33 protein-coding genes are annotated in these 24,619 nt (G+C 48.3%); 26 read left to right on the forward strand and 7 right to left on the reverse strand.

The window, feature by feature from the left end; genetic code table 11:
* Positions 1-135: 135 nt before the first annotated feature.
* Positions 136-342, reverse strand: a complete 207-nt coding sequence (locus Q9R36_RS06085) for a YqzH family protein (protein ID WP_009794728.1) — start codon at positions 340-342, stop codon at positions 136-138.
* Between the two features lie 270 nt (positions 343-612).
* Here Q9R36_RS06085 and Q9R36_RS06090 point away from each other — a divergent pair, with 270 nt between their 5' ends.
* The 5 genes from Q9R36_RS06090 to Q9R36_RS06110 all read left to right on the forward strand — a co-directional run bounded on the left by Q9R36_RS06090 (position 613) and on the right by Q9R36_RS06110 (position 3,856).
* Positions 613-1,872: a Y-family DNA polymerase gene (locus Q9R36_RS06090; RefSeq protein WP_311224658.1), complete on the forward strand. Its 1,260-nt coding sequence runs from the start codon at positions 613-615 to the stop codon at positions 1,870-1,872.
* A 12-nt stretch (positions 1,873-1,884) separates the two neighbouring features.
* On the forward strand, positions 1,885-2,220 hold the full coding sequence (locus tag Q9R36_RS06095) for a YolD-like family protein (RefSeq protein ID WP_009794731.1): 336 nt from the start codon (positions 1,885-1,887) through the stop codon (positions 2,218-2,220).
* Between the two features lie 61 nt (positions 2,221-2,281).
* Positions 2,282-2,434 carry a hypothetical protein gene (locus tag Q9R36_RS06100; protein ID WP_311224659.1) on the forward strand — a complete coding sequence of 51 codons (153 nt, stop codon included), beginning with the start codon at positions 2,282-2,284 and terminating at the stop codon, positions 2,432-2,434.
* A gap of 144 nt (positions 2,435-2,578) precedes the next feature.
* Positions 2,579-2,905 (forward strand): iron-sulfur cluster biosynthesis family protein, encoded by a 327-nt coding sequence (locus tag Q9R36_RS06105; protein WP_035403064.1) that lies wholly within the window; start codon positions 2,579-2,581, stop codon positions 2,903-2,905.
* A gap of 402 nt (positions 2,906-3,307) precedes the next feature.
* On the forward strand, positions 3,308-3,856 hold the full coding sequence (locus tag Q9R36_RS06110) for a hypothetical protein (protein WP_022544167.1): 549 nt from the start codon (positions 3,308-3,310) through the stop codon (positions 3,854-3,856).
* A gap of 68 nt (positions 3,857-3,924) precedes the next feature.
* Here the strand turns inward: Q9R36_RS06110 and Q9R36_RS06115 are convergent, their stop codons facing one another.
* The 3 genes from Q9R36_RS06115 to Q9R36_RS06125 form a co-directional block, all read right to left on the reverse strand.
* On the reverse strand, positions 3,925-4,857 hold the full coding sequence (locus tag Q9R36_RS06115) for an alpha/beta hydrolase (RefSeq protein ID WP_311224660.1): 933 nt from the start codon (positions 4,855-4,857) through the stop codon (positions 3,925-3,927).
* A 151-nt stretch (positions 4,858-5,008) separates the two neighbouring features.
* Positions 5,009-5,140, reverse strand: coding sequence for a hypothetical protein (locus Q9R36_RS06120; protein ID WP_009794737.1), 132 nt, complete (start codon positions 5,138-5,140; stop codon positions 5,009-5,011).
* 73 nt (positions 5,141-5,213) lie between these two features.
* Positions 5,214-6,140 carry a hydroxymethylglutaryl-CoA lyase gene (locus Q9R36_RS06125; protein ID WP_009794738.1) on the reverse strand — a complete coding sequence of 309 codons (927 nt, stop codon included), beginning with the start codon at positions 6,138-6,140 and terminating at the stop codon, positions 5,214-5,216.
* 180 nt (positions 6,141-6,320) lie between these two features.
* Between Q9R36_RS06125 and Q9R36_RS06130 the strand changes: the two genes are divergently transcribed.
* The 6 genes from Q9R36_RS06130 to Q9R36_RS06155 all read left to right on the forward strand — a co-directional run bounded on the left by Q9R36_RS06130 (position 6,321) and on the right by Q9R36_RS06155 (position 10,265).
* A complete protein-coding gene (locus tag Q9R36_RS06130) occupies positions 6,321-7,508 on the forward strand; it encodes an acetyl-CoA C-acetyltransferase (RefSeq protein ID WP_311224661.1) in 1,188 nt (395 codons plus the stop codon).
* 59 nt (positions 7,509-7,567) lie between these two features.
* Positions 7,568-8,257, forward strand: a complete 690-nt coding sequence (locus Q9R36_RS06135; RefSeq protein ID WP_148974497.1) for a CoA transferase subunit A — start codon at positions 7,568-7,570, stop codon at positions 8,255-8,257.
* A gap of 25 nt (positions 8,258-8,282) precedes the next feature.
* On the forward strand, positions 8,283-8,951 hold the full coding sequence (locus tag Q9R36_RS06140) for a 3-oxoacid CoA-transferase subunit B (RefSeq protein WP_009794741.1): 669 nt from the start codon (positions 8,283-8,285) through the stop codon (positions 8,949-8,951).
* Between the two features lie 60 nt (positions 8,952-9,011).
* Complete coding sequence (locus Q9R36_RS06145; protein ID WP_009794742.1) at positions 9,012-9,383, forward strand: VOC family protein; 372 nt, start codon at positions 9,012-9,014, stop codon at positions 9,381-9,383.
* 82 nt (positions 9,384-9,465) lie between these two features.
* Positions 9,466-9,711 (forward strand): YqkE family protein, encoded by a 246-nt coding sequence (locus Q9R36_RS06150; RefSeq protein WP_094767112.1) that lies wholly within the window; start codon positions 9,466-9,468, stop codon positions 9,709-9,711.
* On the forward strand, positions 9,708-10,265 hold the full coding sequence (locus tag Q9R36_RS06155) for a GrpB family protein (protein WP_253617956.1): 558 nt from the start codon (positions 9,708-9,710) through the stop codon (positions 10,263-10,265). Before Q9R36_RS06150 ends, Q9R36_RS06155 begins: the two co-directional genes overlap by 4 nt.
* Positions 10,266-10,304: 39 nt before the next feature.
* Here Q9R36_RS06155 and Q9R36_RS06160 read toward each other — a convergent pair whose 3' ends face one another.
* On the reverse strand, positions 10,305-11,225 hold the full coding sequence (locus tag Q9R36_RS06160; RefSeq protein ID WP_009794745.1) for an aldo/keto reductase: 921 nt from the start codon (positions 11,223-11,225) through the stop codon (positions 10,305-10,307).
* A 68-nt stretch (positions 11,226-11,293) separates the two neighbouring features.
* Complete coding sequence (gene mciZ, locus Q9R36_RS06165) at positions 11,294-11,461, reverse strand: Z-ring formation inhibitor MciZ (RefSeq protein ID WP_022544165.1); 168 nt, start codon at positions 11,459-11,461, stop codon at positions 11,294-11,296.
* Between the two features lie 73 nt (positions 11,462-11,534).
* On the opposite strand from mciZ, the gene Q9R36_RS06170 reads away from it, so the two are divergent.
* Both Q9R36_RS06170 and Q9R36_RS06175 read left to right on the forward strand, forming a co-directional pair.
* Entirely contained in the window at positions 11,535-12,089 is a 555-nt protein-coding gene (locus Q9R36_RS06170; RefSeq protein ID WP_101550229.1) for an NUDIX hydrolase, read from the forward strand.
* Positions 12,086-13,258, forward strand: a complete 1,173-nt coding sequence (locus Q9R36_RS06175; RefSeq protein ID WP_148949120.1) for an endonuclease Q family protein — start codon at positions 12,086-12,088, stop codon at positions 13,256-13,258. The genes Q9R36_RS06170 and Q9R36_RS06175 overlap by 4 nt, the downstream gene beginning before the upstream one ends.
* A gap of 86 nt (positions 13,259-13,344) precedes the next feature.
* On the opposite strand, the gene Q9R36_RS06180 is transcribed toward Q9R36_RS06175, so the two are convergent.
* Positions 13,345-13,911, reverse strand: coding sequence for a GNAT family N-acetyltransferase (locus Q9R36_RS06180; protein WP_311224662.1), 567 nt, complete (start codon positions 13,909-13,911; stop codon positions 13,345-13,347).
* Between the two features lie 152 nt (positions 13,912-14,063).
* Between Q9R36_RS06180 and spoIIM the strand changes: the two genes are divergently transcribed.
* The 13 genes from spoIIM (at position 14,064) to Q9R36_RS06245 (ending at position 24,603) form a co-directional block, all read left to right on the forward strand.
* A complete protein-coding gene (gene spoIIM / locus Q9R36_RS06185) occupies positions 14,064-14,708 on the forward strand; it encodes a stage II sporulation protein M (RefSeq protein WP_022544162.1) in 645 nt (214 codons plus the stop codon).
* A 146-nt stretch (positions 14,709-14,854) separates the two neighbouring features.
* Positions 14,855-15,319 (forward strand): ferric iron uptake transcriptional regulator, encoded by a 465-nt coding sequence (gene fur / locus Q9R36_RS06190; RefSeq protein WP_022544161.1) that lies wholly within the window; start codon positions 14,855-14,857, stop codon positions 15,317-15,319.
* 143 nt (positions 15,320-15,462) lie between these two features.
* On the forward strand, positions 15,463-15,690 hold the full coding sequence (locus tag Q9R36_RS06195; RefSeq protein ID WP_022544160.1) for a YqzK family protein: 228 nt from the start codon (positions 15,463-15,465) through the stop codon (positions 15,688-15,690).
* A gap of 7 nt (positions 15,691-15,697) precedes the next feature.
* Positions 15,698-16,591: a site-specific tyrosine recombinase XerD gene (gene xerD / locus Q9R36_RS06200; RefSeq protein WP_009794754.1), complete on the forward strand. Its 894-nt coding sequence runs from the start codon at positions 15,698-15,700 to the stop codon at positions 16,589-16,591.
* A 215-nt stretch (positions 16,592-16,806) separates the two neighbouring features.
* Entirely contained in the window at positions 16,807-17,988 is a 1,182-nt protein-coding gene (deoB, locus tag Q9R36_RS06205; RefSeq protein ID WP_094767118.1) for a phosphopentomutase, read from the forward strand.
* A gap of 112 nt (positions 17,989-18,100) precedes the next feature.
* Positions 18,101-18,922 (forward strand): purine-nucleoside phosphorylase, encoded by an 822-nt coding sequence (locus Q9R36_RS06210; RefSeq protein WP_311224663.1) that lies wholly within the window; start codon positions 18,101-18,103, stop codon positions 18,920-18,922.
* A 24-nt stretch (positions 18,923-18,946) separates the two neighbouring features.
* Complete coding sequence (locus Q9R36_RS06215; protein WP_311224664.1) at positions 18,947-20,251, forward strand: pyrimidine-nucleoside phosphorylase; 1,305 nt, start codon at positions 18,947-18,949, stop codon at positions 20,249-20,251.
* Between the two features lie 267 nt (positions 20,252-20,518).
* On the forward strand, positions 20,519-21,679 hold the full coding sequence (locus Q9R36_RS06220; protein ID WP_035403067.1) for a D-alanyl-D-alanine carboxypeptidase family protein: 1,161 nt from the start codon (positions 20,519-20,521) through the stop codon (positions 21,677-21,679).
* Between the two features lie 187 nt (positions 21,680-21,866).
* On the forward strand, positions 21,867-22,217 hold the full coding sequence (spoIIAA, locus tag Q9R36_RS06225) for an anti-sigma F factor antagonist (protein WP_311224665.1): 351 nt from the start codon (positions 21,867-21,869) through the stop codon (positions 22,215-22,217).
* 2 nt (positions 22,218-22,219) lie between these two features.
* Positions 22,220-22,660 (forward strand): anti-sigma F factor, encoded by a 441-nt coding sequence (spoIIAB, locus tag Q9R36_RS06230; RefSeq protein ID WP_311224666.1) that lies wholly within the window; start codon positions 22,220-22,222, stop codon positions 22,658-22,660.
* A gap of 12 nt (positions 22,661-22,672) precedes the next feature.
* Positions 22,673-23,431 (forward strand): RNA polymerase sporulation sigma factor SigF, encoded by a 759-nt coding sequence (gene sigF / locus Q9R36_RS06235; protein ID WP_009794761.1) that lies wholly within the window; start codon positions 22,673-22,675, stop codon positions 23,429-23,431.
* 142 nt (positions 23,432-23,573) lie between these two features.
* The gene (locus tag Q9R36_RS06240) at positions 23,574-24,194 is read left to right on the forward strand and encodes a stage V sporulation protein AA (protein ID WP_022544158.1); all 621 of its coding nucleotides are present in this window, start codon (positions 23,574-23,576) and stop codon (positions 24,192-24,194) included.
* The gene (locus tag Q9R36_RS06245) at positions 24,184-24,603 is read left to right on the forward strand and encodes a stage V sporulation protein AB (RefSeq protein WP_009794763.1); all 420 of its coding nucleotides are present in this window, start codon (positions 24,184-24,186) and stop codon (positions 24,601-24,603) included. Before Q9R36_RS06240 ends, Q9R36_RS06245 begins: the two co-directional genes overlap by 11 nt.
* Positions 24,604-24,619 lie beyond the last annotated feature (16 nt).

The raw sequence follows: 24,619 nt of genomic DNA on the forward strand, positions 1-24,619 counted from the left end.
CTGAAAAGCTTGCTAATAAAATAAAAAACTTGCTAATAAACTGAAAAACTTGCTAGCAAAGTCAAAAATCCGCCTTTCGCCAACAAACAGGGCCCTCCAGCAGAGGGTCCTGTTTGTTTTTCATTCTTGCTGTTCTTAAAAGTAAGGAGACCCGGTGACAAATCCATATACCGCATCTTCGACTATTTCGTGCAAATCCGCTTCTGCATCTTCATTTTTCTTCTCCTCAATACGCCTGTAAAGTTCTTCAAATTCCCTGCTGCCAGGCTTGATCAAGCTGCCGTCAAAGCCGTACTGGCCAAGGCAGCCGGCCGCCATTTTGTATATCAATTTTCTGTCCATCGAGATTCCTCCCTCCTGCCATTATAGCCAATCTTTCCCCCAATGGAAGCCCGGGCCGTCAGGCTGCGAAACAATGGAAAAACAGCTTATCTGCTGGCAGGCAAACCGGAATCAAGAAATTCGTCGTAAAATTTCCATTGAATGCGAACGCATATTCGCTTAATATAGTGGGTATAATGAATTAGAACAGATGTTCTTTTTGGATATCTGAATCTGTAAGCTAATTGGGCCTAAGAGGAATGCAGCCAAGCGCCAAGGGAGAGAAAAGAAATGATCGATTACAGCACGATGCCGAACAACCAAATTTTATGTGTGGATATGAAAAGCTTTTATGCAAGCTGTTCCGCTGTGATGGAGGGCCTCGACCCGCTTGAATGCTATCTTGCTGTAGTAGGTGATAAAAAACGGAAAGGAAGCATTGTCCTCGCCGCCTCCCCGCGGATGAAAAAAGAATTTGGCGTCAAGACCGGAACCCGCTATTTTGAAATCCCGAAAGATCCCCGCATTATCGTGGTAGAACCGAAAATGGCCACCTATCTGAGAATTTCCACCGAGATTACACGTGTATTCCACCGCTATGTCCCGAAGGAAAGCATCCATACTTACAGTGTGGATGAAAGCTTCATCAAAGTTGACGGAGCTGCAAAGCTTTGGGGAGGCGCTTATACCATTGCCGAGAAAATCAAGGATGATATTGAAAGGGAGTTCCAGCTGCCCTGTGCCATCGGCATCGGCCCTAATATGCTGCTCTCGAAGCTGTGCCTTGATCTTGAGGCGAAGCAGAAGGGGATTGCTGAATGGACATACGATGATGTCAAGGAGAAGCTCTGGAAGGTTTCGCCCCTGAGGGACATGTGGGGGATCGGAAGAAGGGTGGAGAAGACCCTGAACGGGATGGGCATTTTCACTGTAGGGCAGCTGGCCCGCTATGATCTGGAAGCATTGGAAAAGAAATTTGGCATCATGGGGAACCAGCTTTACCACCATGCCTGGGGCGTTGATCTTTCCGACATCGGCGCGCCGATCATGGAGGGGCAGATCAGTTTTGGGAAAAGCCAGATCCTGCTGCGCGATTATAAGGATGAAGGGGAGATCAAGCAGGTGATCCTTGAAATGTGCGAAGAGCTGGCAAGGAGGGCCAGAAACCACTGCAAGGCGGGAAGGACAGTCAGCTTTGGCGTGGGATACAGCCAGGATGAATTTGGAGGCGGCTTCTACCGGTCGCGCACCATCGATCAGCCGACCAATGTCACCATGGATATTTACCGGGTCTGCCTGGAACTTTTTCAGGAAAATTACTCTGGGAAGACGGTCAGGAAAATTTCAATGGCCCTTGGCAATATTGTGGATGACCATGAATTCCAGCTCAGCCTTTTTGACCTGAACAGCTGGAAAAGCAGGGAGCTCGGATACACCGTCGACAGCATCCGCTGCCGTTTCGGATCCGGTGCGCTGCTGCGGGCGATATCATATACTGCGGCAGGGACAGCCAAACATCGGGCTACACTGGTCGGGGGCCATAAAATGTAAGGAGGCAGAGATATGATCCGGGACAGGGGAAGGATAAAATGGACGTCGATGATGCTCCCAGAGCATGTAAAGCTGCTCCGGGACTGGGCGAAAGAGGACACCTATGAAAAGCCGAAAGAACTGGATGAGCAGCAGCTTGAACAGATGAATGAGACACTTGCTGAAGCGATGGAGTTCGGCCAGGCGGTTGCCATCACCCACTTCCGCACTCACCGTCATGAACTCGTAATCGGAAACATCCACTATTGGGATGAAATCGGCCAAAAGCTTCATGTCATAGACCATTTTGGCGAGGTCCACCGCATCCCGCTGAACACGGTTGCCGATGTCAGGGCCGCCGGGGAATAGCGGCAGGAAAAGAGAATGGATTTGCGCAGGGGGAGCACCTTAAAGGCAGGAGGTGTTTCTTATGCCAAGAGGCAAAGAGCTTGAGCAGCTGCCCATGTCCAATATTGCTCCGGGAGCAGGGTCGGATAAAGGAAGGTTTAACCGCCATTCGCTCAGCGGAATGGAGCAGAAAGACCAGCCCCGTCCGGAAGATGCCGGGAAAAGCCAGCCTTGATCCGGCAGAGCTGTCACCTGCCGGGTTATTCCCATACCGGCGGGCCGGCTTGTCCAGCAGGGCGGAAGTGCTGAGCACATGAAAAGGTGGAATGCCTGCTTTATGCTAGAATGGGATTATGAAACGAAAGCAGGTGATTTTCCCATGAAAATTGCAGTCACTAGAACAGCACAGGAAAAACTCAAAGAAAAAACAGCCGGAAAAGAAGGCTATTTAAAATTAAAATATGATACAGAAGGCTGCGGCTGTGTTGTCAGCGGCGTAAGCGCCTTATGGCTGGTGGATGGAGTGGATTCCGGCGACAGGGAAATCAGCACCGAAGCCGGCAGCATCTATATAGAAAAATCAAAAGAAGTCTTTTTCGATGAAAGCATGACAATCGATTATTCCGATCAAGCCAATTGTTTTCAGCTGAAAAGCCCGAATCAATACTTGAATCCGAGAATGAGCTTCATTAATAAGATTTCCTGAGGCAGGCCGCAATGCGGTCTGTTTTTTTGTAGTTGAAGAATTTATAAATTGGAAGACTTGTGGATAATTTTCAATTCTTGATCCACGTCCAGCAGCAGCGCCGAAGTCATAAGCCGAACCTCCCAAAAAGGCAAAGAACGCCTTTCCGGGAGGTTCGTCTTGAGGCCCCCAGGAAGCTGGTCATGCAGATGTTGCCACAGGACGTGGCGTTCTTAGTCTGCGTTCCTTAAGGTGATCAAGGCGCTTGCGCTTTTGTTCCGGCTCAAAACTCAAAATGGAATTTTTTATCAATTCAGGTTTCGAAAAAGCCGAATAAGGCTAGAGAACCATAGCGCACCTTGGCGCATGTTACAGGCTGTTCCTTCATTTAATGATAAAAGAGATGCTAAAGGGGGCGGGAGAATGAAGAAAAAGGCAGGCTTATGGATCATGCTGGCGGCCATCTTCCTTGCAGCATGCCAGCCTAAAACCTTCGAGGAAGCGATGAGTACAGAAGTGCCTTTCAATGTCCAGAAGGTGATACATAAAGAAAAGGTGAAGGGCGGCACGGTTGTGTTGTATCTGACAGAGCAGGAGCGGGAAGCGGACAATGGGGCGGAAAAGGTGCAGGCAGTTGCCGCCGCCTATCTGCAGGAAAGCAAGAAGGCCGGCTGGAAGAACGCGGGCCATAACCATTGGGAATATAAGCAGAACGATCATATGACGGTCTATCCGGAAACCTTCTATCAGTATGACACAGAAGGCAATCTGAAGCATAAAGTGCCGATTGTGTTTGGGCGGATCCTGAACAATGACATAACAGCAGTGGAAGCGGGAAAGAAGGATTCATTCCAGCCGGCGAAGCTGATAGAGACGGAAGAGGGGCGCTTTTATTTTGCGGCAGGTGAGTTTGAACTCGTGAGGGGCCTGTCTGCCGAGGGGAAGGCCGTCAGTCAGCAGAAAAACAGATAGTGACGGCGGCTGTTATGCTGCGGGAGCATAAAGGGAGGAGGCTTTCAAAAAGCCTCCTCCCTATCTGTTTAAGAACCGGCGGCCATCGGCCCCTTTTTAAAAATATAGTCTTCAAGAAATTCGTCGATGGCTTTCTCATAGTCATTGCGGTTTTCATTCAAGGACTGGGCATGGACCCCGTTCATGGCAAGAAACAGTTTTTTCGGGCCGGGCTTGCGCAGGAAAAGGGCCTCTGTCATGGTGGGCAGGATAAAATCATCCTTCGTGCTGTGGATGAACAGCACCGGCTTTTTGATCTGGTCGATGACAGCGATGGGGGATACTTCGTTCAGAGAATATTTTTCCCTTAGGCGCAGGAAAATGTCTGCCACCGGAAGAACCAGCTGTGGCGGCAGCTTCATTTCTGTTTTCAGCCGGTAAGAAAGCTGCTCCCTGAAATCCGAGAACGGACAGTCGGCTATATAAAAATCGGCTTCATCCTCCAGCATTCCGGCATACAGCAGCATGGTGGCCGCTCCCATCGATTCGCCGTGGATCCCCAGGAGCAGGTCATCGCCTTTCTCTTTTTTCAGCCACTGGACAACGGCCTGAAGGTCGAATTTTTCATAATGCCCATAACTCGTCGTCTTGCCGCCGGATTCTCCATGCCGGCGGTGGTCATAGATGAGGGCGTTGAATCCGCGGTTGAGGAACAGATTCATATACTTAATGCTGTTTGTTTTATTTTCTGTCACTCCGTGGCAGATGATAATATATTTGTTCGAAGAGTGCGGCTCTGCGAGAACCGCCTTCAGGGAGTAACCAAAAGGGGATGGGATCAAAACCTCCTTTTTTGCAAGGCTGCTGAAGGAAAGAGGATCTACCCTTCCGGCTTCAGTTTCCCTGTTGAGGATAAAGCTGTCATCCTTTTTCTTCATATACATGATCCGATTGGTAAAATACACACCGATCGAGGTTAAAAAGACAAGGAGTGAAAAAAGGTAACGGAATGCCTTTCTCAAGACGATCCCTCCAAAATAAGGTTTTTCTTTATTTTACCATTAGCAGATGCTCTTCGAAATGAAAACGGACGGAAAATCATCGTTTTCTTCCTAAAGAAAAATTCTGCTCTGTGAACGAAAAACAGCCGCGGCAATCGCGGCTGCTGAACGGCTATTGCGGAGAATTCTGGCCCCTTGCCGGGTGAATGGCTTTTTCCAGCTCTTCAGCCGCAATCGTATGATTGACAGTATCGCTTGCAGGCTTGCCTTTCTGGCTGTTCCCTTTGTCCCGCTTCTGGCTCATGATAATTCCTCCTTTGATTTAGCATTAATTCTTAAAGTGCTCACAAAGGCGGAAGTTATGCAGATAAAACAGATTATGAACCTGCTCGTTCCCTGGATGCCTCTCCCAAATACAGCTGGTAAATCGCGCTTTCAATCGGCCGGCTGAGATGGGGCTGTACAATATCAATGGCATCCATAAGGAGGTCCAAATTGATGCCAGTGCTGATTCCCATCCGTTCAAGCATATTCACAACATCCTCGGTTGCCGCATTGCCTGCCGCACCTGGAGCGAACGGACAGCCGCCAAGGCCGCCTGCAGAGCTGTCGAAGCGGTCGATCCCTGCCTGGAGAGCGGCAAAGATATTCGTCAAAGCCATTTTCCTTGTGTCATGGAAATGCGCTGTCAGCAAAACATCCGGAAATTCGTGCTTCAGCCTGCTGAACAGGGAGTATGCCTCATGTGGGGCAGCCATGCCGATCGTATCGGCAACACTCAGCTCATCTGCCCCGGCGAGAGTAAATTGGCGGCAAAGCTCCACAGTTCTGTCTTCCTCTATTTTGCCTTCATAAGGGCAGTAGAAGCTGGTCGAGATGCAGGCGCGCACAAAGTAGCCTTTTTCCTTCAATTCCCTGACCAGCGGCAGGATTTCCTCCATGCTTTCTGCTGTTGTTTTGTTGATATTTTTTTTGTTGAAGCTGTCGCTTACCCCAACGAAGACAGCAATCGCGCGGCAGCCGGTCATATAGGCGCGTTCAATCCCCTTCCTGTTGGGGGCAAGGACAAAATCGCGCACACCTGATCCAATAGAGCTGGCGGCAATTTCAGCTGCATCCGCCATTTGCGGCACCCATTTAGGTGAGACGAAGGAGGTAAGCTCCATCTCGGCAAAGCCGGCTTTTTTCAGCGCGGATATGAATTCCTTTTTAACAGGGGTTGGAATGAACGTTTTTTCATTTTGGAGCCCGTCGCGCGGGCCTACTTCTATGATGGTCGCTTTCTTTGGCAGGCAGAGGGTCATGATTTCACTCCTGACAACATATTTTTATTTGTAGATTGCAAGATTAATGAAAGGGCTTTCTTATATTGTAGGAGAAAAGAAAAATAAAAAGCAAGAATAATAGAAATTTTGACAAAATAAAAGGAATTTCTCATTTTTGGCTCGAACTAATACATATTGCAGTTAGAAAGGGTGAATAGCTTGAAGCAGACAGACATCGTAATAGCGAGTGCTGTAAGGACGGCGATCGGGAGCTTTAACGGGAGCCTGAAGGGAGTTTCAGCTCCGGCGCTTGGGGCCGCTGCCATAAAGGGTGCATTGGAAAAGGCAGGGCTTGAGGCAGAACAGGTGGATGAAGTTATCATGGGAAACGTGCTGCAGGCGGGGCTGGGCCAGAATCCGGCAAGGCAGGCAGCTATTTTGGCAGGGATTCCTGAAAGCGTTTCCTCTATGACGATCAATAAAGTCTGCGGCTCCGGCTTGAAGGCAGTGCATCTTGCCTATCAGGCGATTATGGCAGGGGATGCAGAAGTCGTCATTGCGGGCGGCATGGAAAATATGAGCCAGGCCCCTTACCTGCTAAAAGGCGCCCGCGAAGGGTTTAAGATGGGCGATCAGAAGCTGGTGGACAGCATGGTCTCTGACGGGCTGTGGTGTGCATTCAATGACTACCATATGGGCATGACAGCGGAAAACCTCTGCTCGCAGTATGGCCTCAGCAGGGAAGAGCAGGACACATTTGCAGCATGGAGCCAGGAAAAAGCGCAGAAAGCACAAGAGGCCGGGCGTTTCAAGGATGAAATTGTGCCTGTCGAAATTCCTCAGCGCAAAGGGGATCCGGTCATCTTTGACAGCGACGAATATTTGAAAAAAGGGACGACAGCCGAAAAGCTTGCCGGCTTGAGGCCGGCCTTCAAAAAGGATGGCTCAGTTACTGCCGGCAATGCATCGGGCATTAATGACGGTGCAGCCGCCCTTGTTGTGATGAGCAGGGCAAAGGCGGAAGAGCTCGGGGTCCAGCCGATTGCTGTCATCAAAGCGAACGCAAGTGCCGGCGTAGATCCGAGCATCATGGGAATCGGACCGGTGCCGGCGGTCAAGAAGGTGTTGGAGAAGGCAGGAGTTTCAATGGAAGAACTGGATTTGATCGAGGCAAATGAGGCCTTTGCCGCTCAATCGCTTGCAGTAGGAAAAGAGCTCGGCTTCAACAATGAAATATTGAACGTAAACGGCGGGGCAATTGCGCTTGGCCACCCGATTGGCGCCAGCGGTGCAAGGGTCCTTGTCACGCTCCTGCATGAAATGAAAAAGCGGAATGCAGAGAAAGGGCTGGCAGCACTATGCATTGGCGGCGGCCAGGGAGTAGCGACAGTGGTTGAGCTTGCCTAGTCCCGCCTGCACTGAGGGGAAGAACAGCAAAAAAAGAAAAAAATGAGAGGAGAGAAACGATGAAAACAATACATACATCCTTCCAGGAAGCAGTTGCCGGCATCCAGGACGGAGCGGTACTGATGGTGGGCGGCTTCGGACTTTGCGGCATTCCTGAGAATCTAATACTTGCCCTCGTGGAAAAAGGGGTGAAGGATCTGACCGTTATCTCCAACAACTGCGGAGTGGACGATTGGGGTCTTGGCCTTCTGTTAAAAAACAAGCAGATCAAAAAAATGGTCGGATCTTATGTAGGTGAGAATAAGGAATTTGAGCGCCAGGTACTATCAGGTGAAATTGAAGTCGAACTGCTGCCGCAGGGAACGCTTGCTGAGAAAATCCGCGCCGGCGGAGCCGGCATTCCGGCATTTTATACACCTGCCGGAGTAGGAACCCCGATTGCGGAAGGAAAGGAGACCAGGATTTTCAACGGAAAGGAATATTTGCTTGAAGAGGCGCTTGCCGCAGACTTCAGCCTTGTCCGGGCCTGGAAAGGGGATCGTATGGGAAATCTCGTATACCGGAAAACGGCGAGGAATTTCAATCCAATGATCGCAGCCGCAGGAAAAACAACCATAGCGGAAGTGGAGAACCTTGTAGAGACTGGCGGGCTTGAGCCGGAAAACATCCACACGCCGAGCATTTATGTGCAAAGCCTTATTAAAGGCAGCCAGGAAAAACGGATTGAGCGGCTGACTGTCAAATCATAATTAAGGAGAGAAAGGAGCAGCAGATATGAGCAGCGATAAAGGTGCCGTGCGCGAGAAAATTGCCAGACGGGCAGAGAAAGAAATTGAAGACGGATTTTATGTAAACCTCGGCATAGGCATGCCGACACTTGTGGCTAATTATATTTCCGGCAACAAGGAAGTGGTCCTTCAATCCGAGAACGGGCTTCTTGGGATCGGCCCCTATCCGGATAAGGAAGATGTGGATGCCGACCTGATCAATGCCGGAAAAGAAACCGTGACGGCCATACCGGGTGCAGCCTATTTTGACAGTGCTGAATCTTTTGCGATGATCCGGGGCGGGCATGTCAATGTCGCCATTCTGGGGGGAATGGAGGTTTCCGAGGAAGGGGACCTGGCCAATTGGATGATCCCCGGCAAAATGATCAAAGGCATGGGCGGTGCGATGGATCTTGTCCATGGGGCGCAAAAGATCATCGTCATCATGGAGCATACAAATAAAAACGGGGAAAGCAAGATCCTCAAGTCCTGCTCCCTCCCGCTGACTGGCAAAGGGGTCGTGGACCGCATCATCACCGAGCGGGCTGTTATTGATGTAACAGCCGGGGGGCTGAAGCTGATTGAGGTGGCGAAAGGCTTTACGGTTGAAGAGGTGGTCAGCTCGACCGGGCCGGAACTGCAGGTGGACGACTCGGTCTTAACAGAGGCATTTTAATGAAAGTTGGGTGCAGCCTCTGCGGCTGTACCTTTCTTCTGTATAGAGAGGGGAATTTAAATGGGAATCACTTTTAAAGGGATCGATCATATTCAGCTGGCAGCTCCAAAAGGGACAGAAGAGCAGGCCAGGGAATTTTACGGAAAGCTGCTGGGGCTTGAGGAAATCCCCAAGCCTGGAAATCTGCAAAAGAGGGGCGGCTGCTGGTTCCTCTGCGGCAGCCAGGAGGTGCACATCGGCATCCAGGAAGATTTCCTTCCGGCCAGGAAGGCCCATCCTGGATTTGTGGTTGAAGATCTCGCGGGACTGCGGAGCAGGCTGGAAGAGGCAGGCACAGTGATCAAGGAGGAGCCGCCGATTGATGGAAGAAACCGCTTCTTTACAGAAGATCCGTTCGGGAACAGAATCGAGTTCCTCGAATTTATCAGCTGATCCTTACGTGAGCAGGGAAGAATTCGGCACTGCTCCTTGTATGCTATAATATCCTGTAAATACGCAAAAAGAGGGATAGAACATGAAGAAAAAACGCCAAACAGCACAGCAGAAAAAAGACGACAAGCCGGTTACACTGGGGGATATGCTCAATCAGGACCTGATGGATCAGCTGAAGGCAGCAAAGAAGCAGCTGAAGGATGAGGAATTGAAGAAGGCTGAGGAAGCGGAAAAAAGAAAGATAGAGGAACGGCGTTTAAGAGAGAAGAATAAGAGCTTTGAAGAGCTTCTCCAGGATAGCGATCTAAATTGGAAAGAGTATAAATGATGGAAACCCGGCCAAGGAAGGTGGATGTCCAGCCGTACAGCGGGAGCTGGGCCGATTCTTTTCAGGAGGAAAAACAGCTCCTTGCCGCTGTCTTTGGAGAATCAGCTCCCATACACCATATCGGAAGCACCTCCATTCCCGGCATGAGCGCCAAGCCGATCATCGATATCCTGGCCGAAGCGGACAATGCCGGCATCTTTGATGAGGCAGCACCCAAACTGCAGGGGTGGGGCTATACAGCAAAAGGAGAAAACGGCATCCCCGGCCGGAGGTATTTTGTGAGATTTACCGAAGCAGGTGAAAGGCTGGTCCATTTGCACGGCTATCCAAAGGGGCACCCTGAAATCGGCCGCCATCTGCTGTTCCGGGATTATTTGCGGAAGCATCCGGAGGAAGCCGATTTATACAGCAGGACAAAGCTGGTAGCCGCCCGGAAATACCCTTATGATATTGAGTCCTATATAAAGGAAAAGGATCCGGTGGTGAAGCTGCTTGATGAAAAGGCGCTGGATTGGCACCTGCAGAATGAAGGAAAGGAACAGGATCTAACTTGATCCTGTTCCTTTTCTTCGTTACTCGGGAATCGCCAGGGCCTATCTGTGCTGTCCATATTGATTTGCCAGGCTGATAGACTGGATGGCCGCCAGTTCTTCAGCCGATAAAGGGCCAGCTGCCGCGGCCCTAGCATTCTCCCTGACCTGTGCGGCCGAGCTGGCGCCGGCAGCCACAGAAGCGACTGCAGGGCTGGAAAGGACATATTGGAAGGCCAATTCTGTCATCGAACGATTGCCGGAAGCTTCTTTCAGGTGGCGGAGAATGTCTTCCAGCTCTTTGTAGCTGTAATCAAGATAACCGTTTTCCTTTACAGAACCTGGGGCTTTCCCGAGCATCTTATCGCTCAGCATCCCCTTGGCGAGAGGGCCGCGGACCACGGCGCTGATAGCTTTCTCTTTAAGAAGCGGAAGGGCTGTCTCCTCCGGGCGGCGGTCAAGGATGCTGTATTGCATCATGACAGAAGCGATATTGGACCTTTTCACGTATTCCCGGATCACATTCGGCCTGATGGAGGAGATTCCATAGTGGCGGATAAAGCCCTCTTCCTTCAGTTCTTCAAATGCTTCAATTGTTTCATCTATCGGATCATCAAGGGTTCCGCCGTGAAGCTGATACAAATCGATATAATCTGTTCCCAGCCGCTTCAGGCTTCCCTTGACCGCTTCTTTAATATAAGCCTTAGAAGGATCCCAGCTCCAGCCGTCCTTTGCTTCATTCCAGCGGTTGCCTGCTTTTGTAGCAATAATGACGTTTTCGCGCACTTCCTTGAGTGCTTCGCCGACAATCTTTTCATTTTCCCCGAAATCGTATAGATCGGCGGTATCAAAATAATTGATTCCTTCTTCCAAAGCTGCCTCGATGATCTTCCTTCCTTCAAGGGCATCTGTTCCAAGGGACATGCAGCCAAGTCCCAGCTCGCTTACATATAGTCCTGTCTTTCCAAGCTCTCTCTTTTTCATATTTTCACCTCGAACTTATGATGAGTCCATTGTATCTAAAAGAAGGGCATGGCCACAAATATAAGAGACTATTTTATCCTCCGGAGCCGGACTTTTTCCGGGGTGGCAGCTGCCTCTGCCGAATCGATCCATTCCTTGATCAGCGTATGTTTCACTGTGTACTCTCTCAATTTTTCACGAATCTCCCATGCCTTGCCTGCAAGGATGACGCCTTTAGAGTGGACGCGGATTTTCAATTCATACTCCCCCAAATAAAGTATGATAAAATGTATGAGCAGATAATCGGATTAGAACTGGAGTGATAGAACAGTGAAGCATCCTTTAGAAGAAAAAACGATAAAAACAGAGCAGATTTTTAACGGGAAGGTCATCTCCCTTCAGGTGGACGATGTGGAGCTGCCGAACGGAAAAAACTCAAAACGGGAAATTGTCAAGCATCCTGGAGCGGTTGCTGTCATTCCCCTTACAGATGACAACAAAATCGTGATGGTAGAGCAGTTCAGAAAACCTCTTGAAAAGGCCATTGTGGAAATTCCGGCAGGCAAGCTTGAAAAAGGCGAGGATCCGGAGCTTTGTGCAAAAAGAGAGCTGGAAGAAGAGACAGGCTATGTTTGCGGAGAAATCGAAAAGCTCGTTTCCTTTTATACTTCACCCGGATTCGCTGATGAGATTCTCCATATATATGCTGCCAGAAAACTGAGAAAAATAGAAAATCCCGCCATTCCGGATGAGGATGAATTCGTCGATGTTATTGAACTTACTCTTGAAGAGGCGCAGGCTTATATAGAAGAGCAAAAAATCCATGATGCCAAAACAGTCTATGCTGTCCAGTATCTCCAGATCGAACAGCTGAAGAACAGATGATGCTTCAAACTTATTATGCCGATATGCACATCCATATCGGCCGGACAAAGTCAGGGCGCGCCGTTAAAATAACGGGGGCCAGATCACTTGTGTTTTCCAATATCATCGAGCATGCAAGGGACAGTAAAGGCCTGGATATGATCGGGATTATTGACTGCCATTCACCAGAGGTAATTGACGAGATGGAAGAACTTATGGCCACAGGCGAGCTTGTGCAATCGCCTGAAGGAGGTCTGCTGTACGGCGGCCTCGCAATCATTCCAGGATCAGAGCTTGAAATCTATGATGAAAGCTGCAAGGGCCCCATCCACGTTCTCTGCTATTTTCCAAACCTTGATGTGATGAAGGAATTCTCTTTGTGGCTGAAAGGCCGCCTTAAAAATATCCATTTAAGCTCACAGCGTATCTATGCATCAGGAAAAGAGCTGCAGTCACAGGTAAAAGCGCTTGGCGGATTATTCATTCCGGCCCATGTCTTTACGCCTTTCAAGAGCATGTATGGAAAAGGTGTCGACCGGTCGCTTGAAGAGGTCTTCGATAAAGATCTTATCGATGGGATCGAGCTGGGCCTGAGTTCGGATACAGAAATGGCTGATATGATTCATGAGCTGCACCAGTACCCTTTTCTTACAAATTCAGATGCTCACTCTCTCGGAAAAATAGCCAGGGAATATCAGCAGATTGAAATGGCCGGGCCTTCATTCAATGAGTTTCATTTAGCCTTGAAAAGAGAGGGAGGGAGAAGGATTTCCGCCAATTACGGACTGGACCCGCAGCTGGGGAAATATCATCAGACAGTTTGTCTGGACTGCCATTCCCCCCTCGCTTCCGGTCATAATGGCTGCCGGAAGTGCGGAAGCATAAAGCAGGTGAAGGGAGTGGCCGATCGGATTATGGAGCTTAAGACAGCTGGGAGTGCACCGGCAGACAGGCCGCCATATGTCCATCAAGTGCCGCTCGAATTCATTCCCGGCCTCGGCCCAAAGATACTGGAAAGGCTGCTGGACCATTTTGGGACTGAAATGGACATACTCCACAGAGTGCCGAAGGAGGCACTGGAAGAGGTCATTCCAGATAAGCTTGCTATGCTGATCGTCAAAGCGAGGAGCGGCCGGCTTAGCTTGAAAGCAGGCGGCGGAGGGAAGTACGGAAAAGTTGAGCAGGAATAGCAGCTGAAGGGGACGAACACAGGAGCCGGGCTATAACTGTAAATATCTAACGAAAAACCGGATCCAGAGAGCGGATCCGGTTTTTTCTATTCTTTTAACTTTGCAAAAATACAAGTGTCCCGCAGCACATCACCGCTGGCGCAGAGGGTATTTTTTCTTAAGGTAGCTTCCAGCGTAAAGCCGAGCCTCTCGGGGATTTTTCTGCTGGCTGTGTTCTCCGGATCGCACCGGATCTCAATTCTATTGGCAGACAGGCTGCTGAATGTAAACTCGATAAGAGCTTCGACCGCTTCTGAGATATAACCTTTCTTATGATGGCGCGAATCGCACCAATAGCCGATTTCAAACCTGCGGGCCTCCCAGTCGATGCGGTGCAGCCCGGTCGATCCGATGAATTGGCCGTCTTTTTTGCGGTATATATGGAGGCGGATATCTTCCCTCAGCCAAAATTGGGCATATGACCGGCGGATGCCTGCTTCTGTTTCTTCGAGGGACTGTTCCTTGGCAGCGAAAGGCAGCCATTTTTTCAGCTCATCCTTTGATGCTATGACAGCATCATACACATCTTTGCCATCTCCTGGCAGGCAAGGCCGGATATACAATCTTTCTGTCTCTGCAATGATTTCAGGAAAGTCGATTAAAATTGGATTCATTTTCCACTCCTCCTTTGTGATTGTTCCGATTATATCGGGTGGCACAAAGACTGGCAATATATTTTTAAAATAATGGCAAAATGATAGAATCCTGGCATAGACTGTTCTTCCCTGCATAGGATGTAGTAATAGATTTTACAGGAGGAAGAGCAATGAAAAAACGTATGTACCAGAACTTTGCAGCCAATCATTTTCGCGAGCATTCCTCGATCTACTTATTCGTCATCGTCCTGTTTCTGATGGGGGTCATTTTCGGTGCCGTAGTGGTGAACAGCCTGAGCTTCAATCAAAAGGAAGATTTATATTACTATCTGTCGCAATTTTTTGGACAGGTATCGGCCGGCACTGTAGCTGAGTCACATGATCTTTTTATCCAGAGCCTGTTCCATAACAGCAAGTTCATTGGACTGATGTGGCTTCTCGGCATTTCCATCATCGGCCTGCCGGTCATCCTCGTGCTGTTATTTATGAAGGGGATGGTTGTCGGATTTACAGTCGGCTTTCTTGTAAACAGGATGGGCTGGGATGGGTTCCTGCTTTCCTTTGTATCAGTTATGCCGCAGAATATCATCATCATTCCGATCTTTATCATTACCGCAGCGATGACAGTGGCTCTGTCTTTAAAGATGATCAGGAGGCAATTTATGAAAAATCTCGGCCAGCCGGTCGTGCCGATGTTTGGAAGGTACCTGGCTGTGTTCTGCGCGGCAGTTCTATTATTATCAGTGGCTGCCGGCATAGAAGCCTATCTTTCCCCGGCTTTGATGAAATCGGTTGTCAGCAGTATAAAGCCTTGATTGCTTATTTTATAGTGATTATAATATAAGAATGAATATATTTTATTATAATAATTGTATCTTCTTATTTATAATGATTTTATTTTGAAAACATCTCCCTATCTGTTATAATGAGAACTGACAGTGCGAGGGAGGGACTTTACGGGATGGAGACCAGAATAGATAGAATTAAAAAACAGCTGCATTCGTCAAGCTATAAATTAACACCGCAGCGTGAAGCAACAGTCCGTGTGCTGCTGGAGAATGAAGAAGATCATCTGAGCGCGGAAGATGTATACCTCCTTGTCAAAGAGAAGTCGCCTGAGATAGGACTGGCGACCGTTTATCGCACACTGGAGCTGTTAACGGAACTGAAAATTGTCGATAAAATCAATTTTGGTGATGGAGTTTCCCGCTATGACCTGAGGCAGGAAGGCGCCGCCCATTTCCACCACCATTTAGTATGCATAGAATGCGGGGCAGTAGATGAGATCCAGGATGACCTTCTGGAGGATGTCGAAGCGATAGTTGAGCGTGACTGGAACTTTAAGATCAAAGATCACCGCCTGACATTTCATGGCATCTGCTACCGCTGCCAGGATAAAGAAGAAAGCGCCGATGAGGCTGATTGACTGGAACCTTTTCTTTAAACCGGAAAAGGTTTTTATTATTTTCCGAAAAAAAGCCGGAAATGCCAAAAGCTTTAGCCGGGAAGGTATAAATCTTGTCCAGCTTGGCATATCTTTTATTATAGAATGCAGCTGGAGGAAGAATGATGAGATCCTGGATGATTATGACGTTTAAAACATTGAAGGTATTTGTCCTGTTTACGGGATGTACAATCCTTTTTTATTATGGGCTTTTATGGTTAAATGAAGAATATCAGAGCTATCACCGTTATGATGAGCCGGAAGGCAGCGCCGTCAGGGTATCTGGTGATGCAGTTTCTGATGAAACCGACTGGTTTGACAGACTGATTCTGTTTTACCACAATGGGGAGTAATGCATAAATGGAAGACAGGCTGAAAGATTTTGTTCACTTTTTATTGATTGAAAAGGGACTTGCCAACAATACAATTGTCTCTTATGAACGGGATTTGAAAAATTATCTTAAATTCATTGTGAAAAGCGAAGGGCTTGCCAGTTTGAATGAAGTCCAAAGGGTCCATATCGTCCAGTTCCTGAAAAAGCTGAAGGAACAGGGGAAATCTGCCAAGACCCTTGCCAGGCATATCGCTTCCATCCGTGCCTTCCATCAGTTCCTGCTCAGGGAGAAGGTATGCGAAAATGATCCATCTGTACATATTGAGTCGCCGCAGCAGGAAAGAAGCCTTCCAAAGGTCCTGAGCATGGCAGAAGTGGAAACCCTCCTGGAATCGCCCTCAGACTCGAGCCATTACAGCCTCCGCGACAAAGCGATGCTTGAGCTCCTGTATGCAACAGGAATCAGGGTCAGTGAACTGATCGGACTGCAGATAGGCGATGTCCATCTGACAATGGGCTTTGTCCGCTGCATCGGGAAAGGAAATAAAGAAAGAATCATTCCGATTGGGAAAACAGCTTCAGAAGCAATTGAAAGATATCTTCTGCATGGAAGGCCGAATTTTGTTTCGAAAAGCCGCAGAGATGATACATTATTCCTGAACCATCATGGAAGGCAGCTGACCCGCCAGGGGTTCTGGAAAATACTGAAAAAGCTTGCAGGCGATGCGGGCATTGAAAAAGAGCTTACCCCTCATACTCTAAGGCATTCTTTTGCCACCCATCTGCTGGAAAATGGAGCAGATTTGCGGGCAGTACAGGAGATGCTCGGTCATGCGGATATATCAACAACCCAGATATATACCCATGTCACGAAAACAAGGCTGAAGGATGTATATTCAAAATTTCATCCCCGTGCCTGATAAAACTGGAGTTTATAAATCTGCAAAAAAATAAATCTGATAAAACTGCTGAATATAAAGCAGTTTTTTCTTGTTTTTTAGGTTATTTGTTTTGTAGAATATAGATGTCAGACTTCTGACGATTCTAAACCTCTCGCAGGTTAATACTTTTGAAAAAGGGTAACATATATTTGTAAAATAAATTGAAAACGTGTACATGTTTAGGAGGAGAGCACATGAATTCGCATACATATAAAAGAATCTTTCTAATTGTTATGGATTCGGTGGGAATTGGCGAGGCAGCGGATGCTGAGCGCTTCGGCGACAAGGGATCTGATACGCTTGGCCATATCGCTGAAAGGATGAACGGGCTGAACATGCCGAACATGGGCCGGCTGGGCCTCAGCAATATCAAAGAAATCAAAGGTATTGAAAAATCAGAGAAGCCGCTCGCTTCTTATACAAAGATGCAGGAAGCATCAAACGGAAAAGACACCATGACAGGGCATTGGGAGATCATGGGGCTGAATATCGAGACACCGTTCAGGGTATTCCCGGACGGCTTCCCGGATGAGCTTTTGTCAGAGCTTGAAGCCCGCACAGGCAGAAAGATCATCGGGAACAAGCCGGCAAGCGGCACTGAGATCCTTGATGAGCTTGGGGAAGAGCATATGAAGACAGGAGCCCTGATTGTGTATACCTCGGCTGACTCGGTCCTTCAGATTGCAGCCCATGAAGAGATTGTGCCGATTGATGAGCTGTACACAATCTGTAAAATCGCCAGGGAACTGACACTTGATGAGAAATACATGGTTGGAAGAGTGATAGCACGTCCTTTCATCGGACAGCCTGGTGCATTCAAGCGGACAGCGAACAGGCATGATTATGCCCTGAAGCCATTTGACAGGACGGTCATGAATGAGCTGAAGGACGGCGGACTGGATGTACTGGCCATCGGAAAGATTTCCGACATCTATGACGGCGAAGGTGTGACAAAGTCACTGCGCACTGTCTCTAACATGGACGGGATGGATAAGCTCCTCGAAACGATGGATATGGATTTCACAGGCTTGAGCTTCTTGAATCTTGTGGACTTTGATGCCCTTTTCGGACATAGACGGGACCCGGAGGGCTACGGGAAAGCGCTGGAAGAATATGATGCCCGCCTTCCGGAAGTGTTTGATAAGCTGAAGGAAGATGATCTGCTCATCATTACGGCTGACCACGGGAATGACCCGGTACATCCCGGGACAGACCATACACGTGAATATGTCCCATTATTGGCTTATTCTAAGGGCATGGCGGTCGGAAAAGAGCTGCCAATCAGGCAGACATTCGCCGATATCGGCGCTACTGTAGCGGAAAACTTTGCTGTGGCCGCGCCAAAATTCGGAAAAAGCTTTCTGGGTGAATTGTAAGCCCGGGTCATATTTTAAACAACTGACAAGCTGAGCCATAGAAGGAGATTGGCAGGCGATGGCTGCGGCCGGTTATCCGCTCAGTACTGTCTGATAAAAAGGGGATTATAAAATGGACTACGGAAAAATTCAAAATGCAGCACAATTTTTAAAAGAAAAGTATGGAGAAACGCCTAAAATCGGTTTGATTCTTGGCTCCGGGCTCGGCGTTCTGGCAGATGAAATCGAACAGCCAGTGAAAATACCTTATAATGAAATTCCTGATTTCCCTGTTTCAACAGTTGAAGGGCATGCAGGCCAGCTTGTATTCGGCCTTCTGAACGGTGTACAGGCTGTGGCTATGCAAGGGCGCTTCCACTATTATGAAGGCTACAGCTTCGACAAGGTCACTTTCCCTGTAAGAGTCATGAAGGAGCTCGGAGTGGAAATCCTGATCGTGACAAACGCTGCCGGCGGTGTTAATGAAAGCTTTGCACCAGGAGATTTAATGCTTATCTCGGACCATATCAACAATATGGGAAGCAATCCTCTGATTGGACCTAATGACTCCAAGCTTGGCGTCCGTTTTCCTGATATGTCGGAAGCATACTCCAGGGATCTGCGCCAGCAGGCAAGAGAGATTGCAGGCAAGCTGAATATCAGCATCCAGGAAGGTGTATATGTTGGCAATACCGGCCCTACATATGAAACGCCTGCAGAAGTGAGGATGCTCCGCACTATGGGCGGTGACGCAGTCGGCATGTCGACGGTACCTGAGGTAATCGTGGCCAGGCATGCGGGCCTTAAAGTACTCGGCATTTCCTGCATATCCAATATGGCTGCAGGGATACTGGATCAGCCGCTGAACCATGAAGAAGTCATTGAAACAACTGAAAAAGTAAAGGCGAATTTCCTCTCTTATGTAAAAGAGCTTGTAAGCCAATTCGGTGCTTAAATAAAGAAAAAGTGGTGACGAAAAATGAGAATGGTGGACTTAATAGAAAAGAAACGCGACGGCAAAGAGCTGTCTTCGGAAGAAATCCAATTCATAATAAAAGGCTATACTGACGGTGCAATTCCTGACTATCAGATCAGTGCTTTAACGATGGCTATCTTTTTCCAGGGCATGACAGAAAGTGAGAGAGCCGACCTGACGATGAGCATGGTAGAATCAGGCGATAAAATCGATCTGTCAAAAATTGAAGGCATTAAAGTCGACAAGCATTCCACAGGGGGAGTCGGCGATACAACTACGCTGGTGCTCGGCCCTCTTGTAGCGGCTGTCGGTGTCCCGGTCGCTAAAATGTCCGGCCGCGGCCTTGGCCATACAGGCGGTACCATAGACAAGCTGGAAGCGGTCGAAGGCTTCCATGTAGAAATAGAGAACGAAGAATTCATCAAGCTGGTCAACCAGAACAAAATTGCCGTCATCGGACAAAGTGGAAACCTCACGCCGGCGGATAAAAAATTATATGCGCTCCGTGATGTGACGGCGACGGTAGACAGCATCCCGCTGATTGCCAGCTCCATCATGAGCAAAAAGATTGCTGCAGGCGCAGATGCCATTGTCCTGGATGTGAAAACCGGGGCAGGCGCCTTCATGAAGACGCTGGATGATTCCAGAGAGCTTGCAAAAGCAATGGTAAGGATCGGGAACAATGTCGGCCGCAAGACGATGGCAGTCATTTCAGACATGAGCCAGCCGCTCGGCTATGCCATTGGCAATGCATTGGAAGTGAAAGAAGCGATCGACACATTAAGAGGCGAAGGACCGGAAGATCTGACTGAGCTGTGCCTTGTACTAGGCAGCCATATGGTTGTGCTGGCTGAAAAGGCAGAAACCCCGGCACAGGCACGAGAAATGCTGGAACAGGCAATCAAGGACGGATCCGCCCTTGAAGCAATGAAAACCTTCCTCAGCTCACAGGGAGGGGACGCTTCTGTTGTCGATGATCCTTCCCGTTTGCCGCAGGCCAAATTTGTTTATGAACTTGAAGCAAAAGAAGATGGCTATGTTTCAGAAATTGTCGCTGACGCAGTGGGAACGGCTGCCATGGTCCTTGGTGCAGGAAGGGCAACTAAAGAATCGGAAATCGATCTTGCCGTCGGGCTCATGCTCCGCAAGAAGATCGGCGACACTGTCTCAAAAGGAGAATCACTTGCCACCATCTACAGCAATTTCGAAAACGTTGAAGAAGTCAAAGAACGCCTGTACAGCAGCATCAAAATCACGGCTTCCAAAGTAGATGCCCCTGTACTGGTGCATGAAGAAATTACTGAATAACATTGTATGGAAAAGCTGCATCCCTTAAGGGTGCAGCTTTTTTATGCCTTGACTCCCGCGTGCTTTCCGGTCCCCTTAGAGCACTCCGAAAATAAGTGAAAGCAACCTCTCCAGCTCTCGGGCAATCCCTCCATTATACAAGCTCTTAAATTCTCAAACCCATCTGAAACGGCTCATGTAAAATAAAAACCGTACCTCCGCCAATTTATTGTATAAATTTGTCTCCTTTGGAAAAAATGGAGGCTATAAAGAATGGAGGGTTATGTGATGAAGCGAATCGTTTCTATAATGGTGTTTGTTTTACTATCAGCAATGATGGCACCGGCAGCCTTAGCCGAAGAAAGCGGCGTCAAGCTGGTTGACAACGTAAAATCGGCGATCTTGATTGAGCGGGATACCGGGGCTGTTTTATATGAGCAGAACAGCAATGAACAGCTGCCTCCAGCAAGCATGACTAAGATCATGACCATGCTTTTGATCATGGAAGCGATTGATAAAGGCAAGCTTTCCATGGATGAAAAGATCAGGGCGAGTGAATATGCAGCATCCATGGGCGGCTCGCAAATATTCCTGGAACCGGGCGAAGAAATGACAACAGAACAGATGCTGAAGGGGATTGCCATCGGATCAGGAAATGATGCATCTGTTGCCATGGCTGAGAGGCTCGCCGGTTCAGAAGAAGAATTCGTCAAGCTGATGAATAAAAAAGCCAAAGACCTTGGCTTGAAGGACACGATTTTCAAGAATGCAACCGGCCTGCCTGTAACCGAGCACTACAGCACAGCCCATGATATGGCACTTATGGCAAAGGAACTGCTGAAATATGAAGGCATAACCAAGTTTACAGGAACATATGAAGCTTATTTAAGGGAAGATACCGACAAGAAATTCTGGCTGGTCAATACAAACAGGCTGGTCCGCTTCTATCCGGGAGTCGACGGATTGAAGACAGGCTTTACAAATGAAGCGAAATATTGCCTGACGGCTACAGCTGAGAAAAACGGGATGAGGGTAATCGCAGTTGTCTTTGGTGCTCCGACATCGAAAGAAAGAAATGCTCAGGTAACCAAGATGCTGGATTATGCTTTCAGCCAGTATGAGACACATCCAATGTATAAGCGGAATGAAGCTTTAGGTTCTGCCAAAGTCAGCAAAGGCGAGATAAAGCAGGTCGAAGCTCTGACGAGCGAGCCGATCTCACTGCTGACGAAAAAAGGCGAAGACACAAAGGCAGTCAAGAAAACCGTCGTCCTGAAAAAAGACCTGAAAGCCCCAATAGCTAAAGGCGATCAAATTGGTACGCTGAAAGTTGAAAAAGATGGGAAGACAATCGTGGAAAGCCCGCTGGTGGCCAAAAGCGAAGTGAAAGAGGCAGGCTGGTGGACGCTCTATAAACGGGCTCTCGGCATTTTCACGAAATCAAATTGATGTCGAAAAAAAGGTACATCAAGGAAAATTTAGCGAAACCGCACTAGTTTTGCCTTCAGGAAGGAATAAGGGCCTCCTTCAGCGAAATTGACTCTCTAGAAAGGCTTGATCCATGCAGGAGATGAGGGCATGGACAGCCGGCCGGATCTGTAAATGGTTCCGGCAGCAGAGAAGGAGGCTATCAGTCATGAGTCTGATGATTGGATTGGAAGTAAAAAATGATGTGCTGTGCATTCGCTTAAGCGGAGAATTGGACCACCATTCGGCAGATGAATTAAGGGAAAAGGCAACAAACGCCATAGAGTCTTATGGGATCCGCCACATTGTCCTCAATCTGGAGCAATTATCCTTTATGGACAGCTCAGGCCTTGGAGTGATCCTGGGCAGGTATAAGCAAATTAAGCAGCATCACGGCGAGATGGTCGTCTGTGCCATTTCACCGGCGGTACAGAGGCTATTCGATATGTCCGGGCTGTTTAAAATCATCCGTCTTGAGCCGACTGAAGAATTTGCACTTCAGCGATTGGGGGTTGCCTGACAATGAAAAATGAAATGAATCTGCAATTCAGCGCTTTGAGCCAGAATGAGTCCTTTGCCCGTGTGACCGTCGCGGCTTTCATCGCCCAGCTTGATCCGACAATGGATGAACTGACTGAAATCAAGACGGTCGTATCAGAGGCAGTTACCAACTCGATCATCCATGGCTATGACAATGACAGTAAAGGGATTGTCTATATTTCTGTCAGCATTGAGGACGGCTTCGTTGATATGACAATCAGAGATGAAGGGCTCGGAATCGGGGATGTGGAAGAGGCCAGGCAGCCGCTGTTTACAACCAAACCAGAGCTGGAACGTTCCGGCATGGGCTTTACAATCATGGAAAATTTCATGGATGAGATAGAAGTTCGCTCACACCCAGGAGAAGGCACCGAAATCCGTTTAAGGAAGCATTTATCAAACAGTAAAATGCTATGCAATTAAGGGAGTCATGCTATGGATGTGGAGGTAAAGACAGATAAGACCCAGACGTATCTCAAGGATCACGAGGTAAAAGAGCTCATACAAAAAAGCCAGGCAGGAGACCAGGGGGCACGGGACACGATTGTCCAGAAAAACATGAGGCTGGTCTGGTCAGTGGTCCAGCGTTTTCTCAACAGAGGATATGAGCCGGATGATTTATTCCAGATCGGCTGCATCGGCCTCTTGAAGTCGGTTGATAAATTTGATCTGAGCTATGATGTAAAGTTTTCAACCTATGCCGTTCCTATGATCATCGGGGAGATACAGCGTTTCATCCGGGATGATGGAACTGTGAAGGTGAGCCGCTCCCTGAAGGAAATGGGAAATAAAATCCGCAAGGCAAAAGACGAGCTGACCAAGACTTTTGGAAGGATTCCGACTGTAACAGAGCTTTCCGCTTATCTGGAAATCCCTCCTGAGGATATCATCCTTGCCCAGGAAGCAGGCAGGACGCCATCCTCCATTCATGAAACTGTATATGAAAACGACGGCGACCCTATCACACTGCTGGATCAGATCGATGATGGCAATGATGGCAAGTGGTTTGACCAGATAGCCCTCAAAGAGGCAATCCGCGAGCTGGATGAGCGGGAAAGGCTGATTGTTTATCTCAGATATTATAAAGATCAGACACAGTCTGAAGTGGCAGCAAGGCTGGGAATATCACAGGTGCAGGTCTCCCGGCTCGAGAAGAAAATCCTGCAGCAGATGAAAGACCGGATGGATATGTGAATCCATCCGGTCTTTTTTTGTGTAGTGATTCCCGGGCAGTCCAGAGCAGCTTTCCATTATCCCCAATTTTTGGTCGACATGATTGGAATTTTATTACGAATACTATTTATACAAGGAAAACACTGTTTGGGAAGTGATCATAATGGAAAAAACGGTTTATGTCCGGCTCAGGAACCGTATTCAAGTGCGTCCGCAGGCTTCCGTCCAGCTAAAGGACATTGCCTTGATTATTGCAGATGAAACACTTTATGAACGGTTAGGGAATCTTTCCATCCATCACGTTTCAGATCATGACCGGAATATCATTGTCATTGACATTGTCCAGGTGATCCAGGCCATTGCCGCAGAAAAGCTGCAGCTCGATATACAGGCTGTGGGTCCCTCCCAGACAATCATTGAGGTGATCTATAAAAAGAAAAAAGCATCCACAGCGTTTTTCCTGCTAATCTGGTTTTTGCTGTTTTTTGGTGCCGCACTGACAATCATGAATTTTCATGAAGATGTCAGCATGCAGACAGTGCATCAGCGGATTTATACAATCATCACCGGCAAAGTGGAGAAAAAGCCCCTGCTGTTCCAAATTCCCTATTCTCTTGGCCTTGGACTTGGCATGATCATTTTCTTTAATCATGTTTTCAAAAAAAGGCTCAATGAGGAGCCCAGCCCGCTGGAGGTTGAAATGTTCAATTACCAGCAGGATCTCGACCGGTATGTCATCATGCATGAAAATAAAGAAAGCATGAAGAACCTTGATGACCATTAGCATCATTATCGTCATTTTCCTGGGATTTGCGGGAGGCGTCTCTGTGGGGGCAGGATTTGTTGCGTTTCTGACTGTGCTGGGGATCATTCCAAGGCTGACCCAGCTGTCAAAGACAATGAAAATGATCCATCACTATGAATGGGCAGTTGTAATCGGGGCGGTTGCAGGAACATCTGCAAGCCTTCAGGACCCGCGGCTTTACTTTCCGGGATTTATCCTTGTTCTTTTCGGTCTGGCAGGCGGGATTTTTGTGGGGATGGTGGCGGCAGCACTTACAGAAGTGCTTAACGTCCTGCCGCTGCTGGCCAAAAGGCTTGGGATTGACGGCAAAATAGTTGTTCTGCTGATGGCCATCGTATTCGGGAAAGTATTTGGATCGCTGTTTCACTGGATGTATTTTGTAGACTGACTATGTAAAGCGAAAG

Source organism: Bacillus sp. AG4(2022), assembly GCF_031844465.1.
Taxonomy (GTDB): domain Bacteria; phylum Bacillota; class Bacilli; order Bacillales; family Cytobacillaceae; genus Bacillus_AB; species Bacillus_AB infantis.

Bases quoted from the DNA above. Each gene is read 5' to 3' on its own strand.
- Q9R36_RS06085 (WP_009794728.1), bottom strand. From the start codon at position 342: ATGGACAGAAAATTGATATACAAAATGGCGGCCGGCTGCCTTGGCCAG.
- Q9R36_RS06090 (WP_311224658.1), top strand. From the start codon at position 613: ATGATCGATTACAGCACGATGCCGAACAACCAAATTTTATGTGTGGAT.
- Q9R36_RS06095 (WP_009794731.1), top strand. From the start codon at position 1,885: ATGATCCGGGACAGGGGAAGGATAAAATGGACGTCGATGATGCTCCCA.
- Q9R36_RS06100 (WP_311224659.1), top strand. From the start codon at position 2,282: ATGCCAAGAGGCAAAGAGCTTGAGCAGCTGCCCATGTCCAATATTGCT.
- Q9R36_RS06105 (WP_035403064.1), top strand. From the start codon at position 2,579: ATGAAAATTGCAGTCACTAGAACAGCACAGGAAAAACTCAAAGAAAAA.
- Q9R36_RS06110 (WP_022544167.1), top strand. From the start codon at position 3,308: ATGAAGAAAAAGGCAGGCTTATGGATCATGCTGGCGGCCATCTTCCTT.
- Q9R36_RS06120 (WP_009794737.1), bottom strand. From the start codon at position 5,140: ATGAGCCAGAAGCGGGACAAAGGGAACAGCCAGAAAGGCAAGCCTGCA.
- Q9R36_RS06125 (WP_009794738.1), bottom strand. From the start codon at position 6,140: ATGACCCTCTGCCTGCCAAAGAAAGCGACCATCATAGAAGTAGGCCCG.
- Q9R36_RS06135 (WP_148974497.1), top strand. From the start codon at position 7,568: ATGAAAACAATACATACATCCTTCCAGGAAGCAGTTGCCGGCATCCAG.
- Q9R36_RS06140 (WP_009794741.1), top strand. From the start codon at position 8,283: ATGAGCAGCGATAAAGGTGCCGTGCGCGAGAAAATTGCCAGACGGGCA.
- Q9R36_RS06145 (WP_009794742.1), top strand. From the start codon at position 9,012: ATGGGAATCACTTTTAAAGGGATCGATCATATTCAGCTGGCAGCTCCA.
- Q9R36_RS06150 (WP_094767112.1), top strand. From the start codon at position 9,466: ATGAAGAAAAAACGCCAAACAGCACAGCAGAAAAAAGACGACAAGCCG.
- Q9R36_RS06155 (WP_253617956.1), top strand. From the start codon at position 9,708: ATGATGGAAACCCGGCCAAGGAAGGTGGATGTCCAGCCGTACAGCGGG.
- Q9R36_RS06160 (WP_009794745.1), bottom strand. From the start codon at position 11,225: ATGAAAAAGAGAGAGCTTGGAAAGACAGGACTATATGTAAGCGAGCTG.
- Q9R36_RS06175 (WP_148949120.1), top strand. From the start codon at position 12,086: ATGATGCTTCAAACTTATTATGCCGATATGCACATCCATATCGGCCGG.
- Q9R36_RS06180 (WP_311224662.1), bottom strand. From the start codon at position 13,911: ATGAATCCAATTTTAATCGACTTTCCTGAAATCATTGCAGAGACAGAA.
- spoIIM (WP_022544162.1), top strand. From the start codon at position 14,064: ATGAAAAAACGTATGTACCAGAACTTTGCAGCCAATCATTTTCGCGAG.
- fur (WP_022544161.1), top strand. From the start codon at position 14,855: ATGGAGACCAGAATAGATAGAATTAAAAAACAGCTGCATTCGTCAAGC.
- Q9R36_RS06195 (WP_022544160.1), top strand. From the start codon at position 15,463: ATGAGATCCTGGATGATTATGACGTTTAAAACATTGAAGGTATTTGTC.
- xerD (WP_009794754.1), top strand. From the start codon at position 15,698: ATGGAAGACAGGCTGAAAGATTTTGTTCACTTTTTATTGATTGAAAAG.
- deoB (WP_094767118.1), top strand. From the start codon at position 16,807: ATGAATTCGCATACATATAAAAGAATCTTTCTAATTGTTATGGATTCG.
- Q9R36_RS06210 (WP_311224663.1), top strand. From the start codon at position 18,101: ATGGACTACGGAAAAATTCAAAATGCAGCACAATTTTTAAAAGAAAAG.
- Q9R36_RS06215 (WP_311224664.1), top strand. From the start codon at position 18,947: ATGAGAATGGTGGACTTAATAGAAAAGAAACGCGACGGCAAAGAGCTG.
- Q9R36_RS06220 (WP_035403067.1), top strand. From the start codon at position 20,519: ATGAAGCGAATCGTTTCTATAATGGTGTTTGTTTTACTATCAGCAATG.
- spoIIAA (WP_311224665.1), top strand. From the start codon at position 21,867: ATGAGTCTGATGATTGGATTGGAAGTAAAAAATGATGTGCTGTGCATT.
- spoIIAB (WP_311224666.1), top strand. From the start codon at position 22,220: ATGAAAAATGAAATGAATCTGCAATTCAGCGCTTTGAGCCAGAATGAG.
- sigF (WP_009794761.1), top strand. From the start codon at position 22,673: ATGGATGTGGAGGTAAAGACAGATAAGACCCAGACGTATCTCAAGGAT.
- Q9R36_RS06240 (WP_022544158.1), top strand. From the start codon at position 23,574: ATGGAAAAAACGGTTTATGTCCGGCTCAGGAACCGTATTCAAGTGCGT.
- Q9R36_RS06245 (WP_009794763.1), top strand. From the start codon at position 24,184: ATGACCATTAGCATCATTATCGTCATTTTCCTGGGATTTGCGGGAGGC.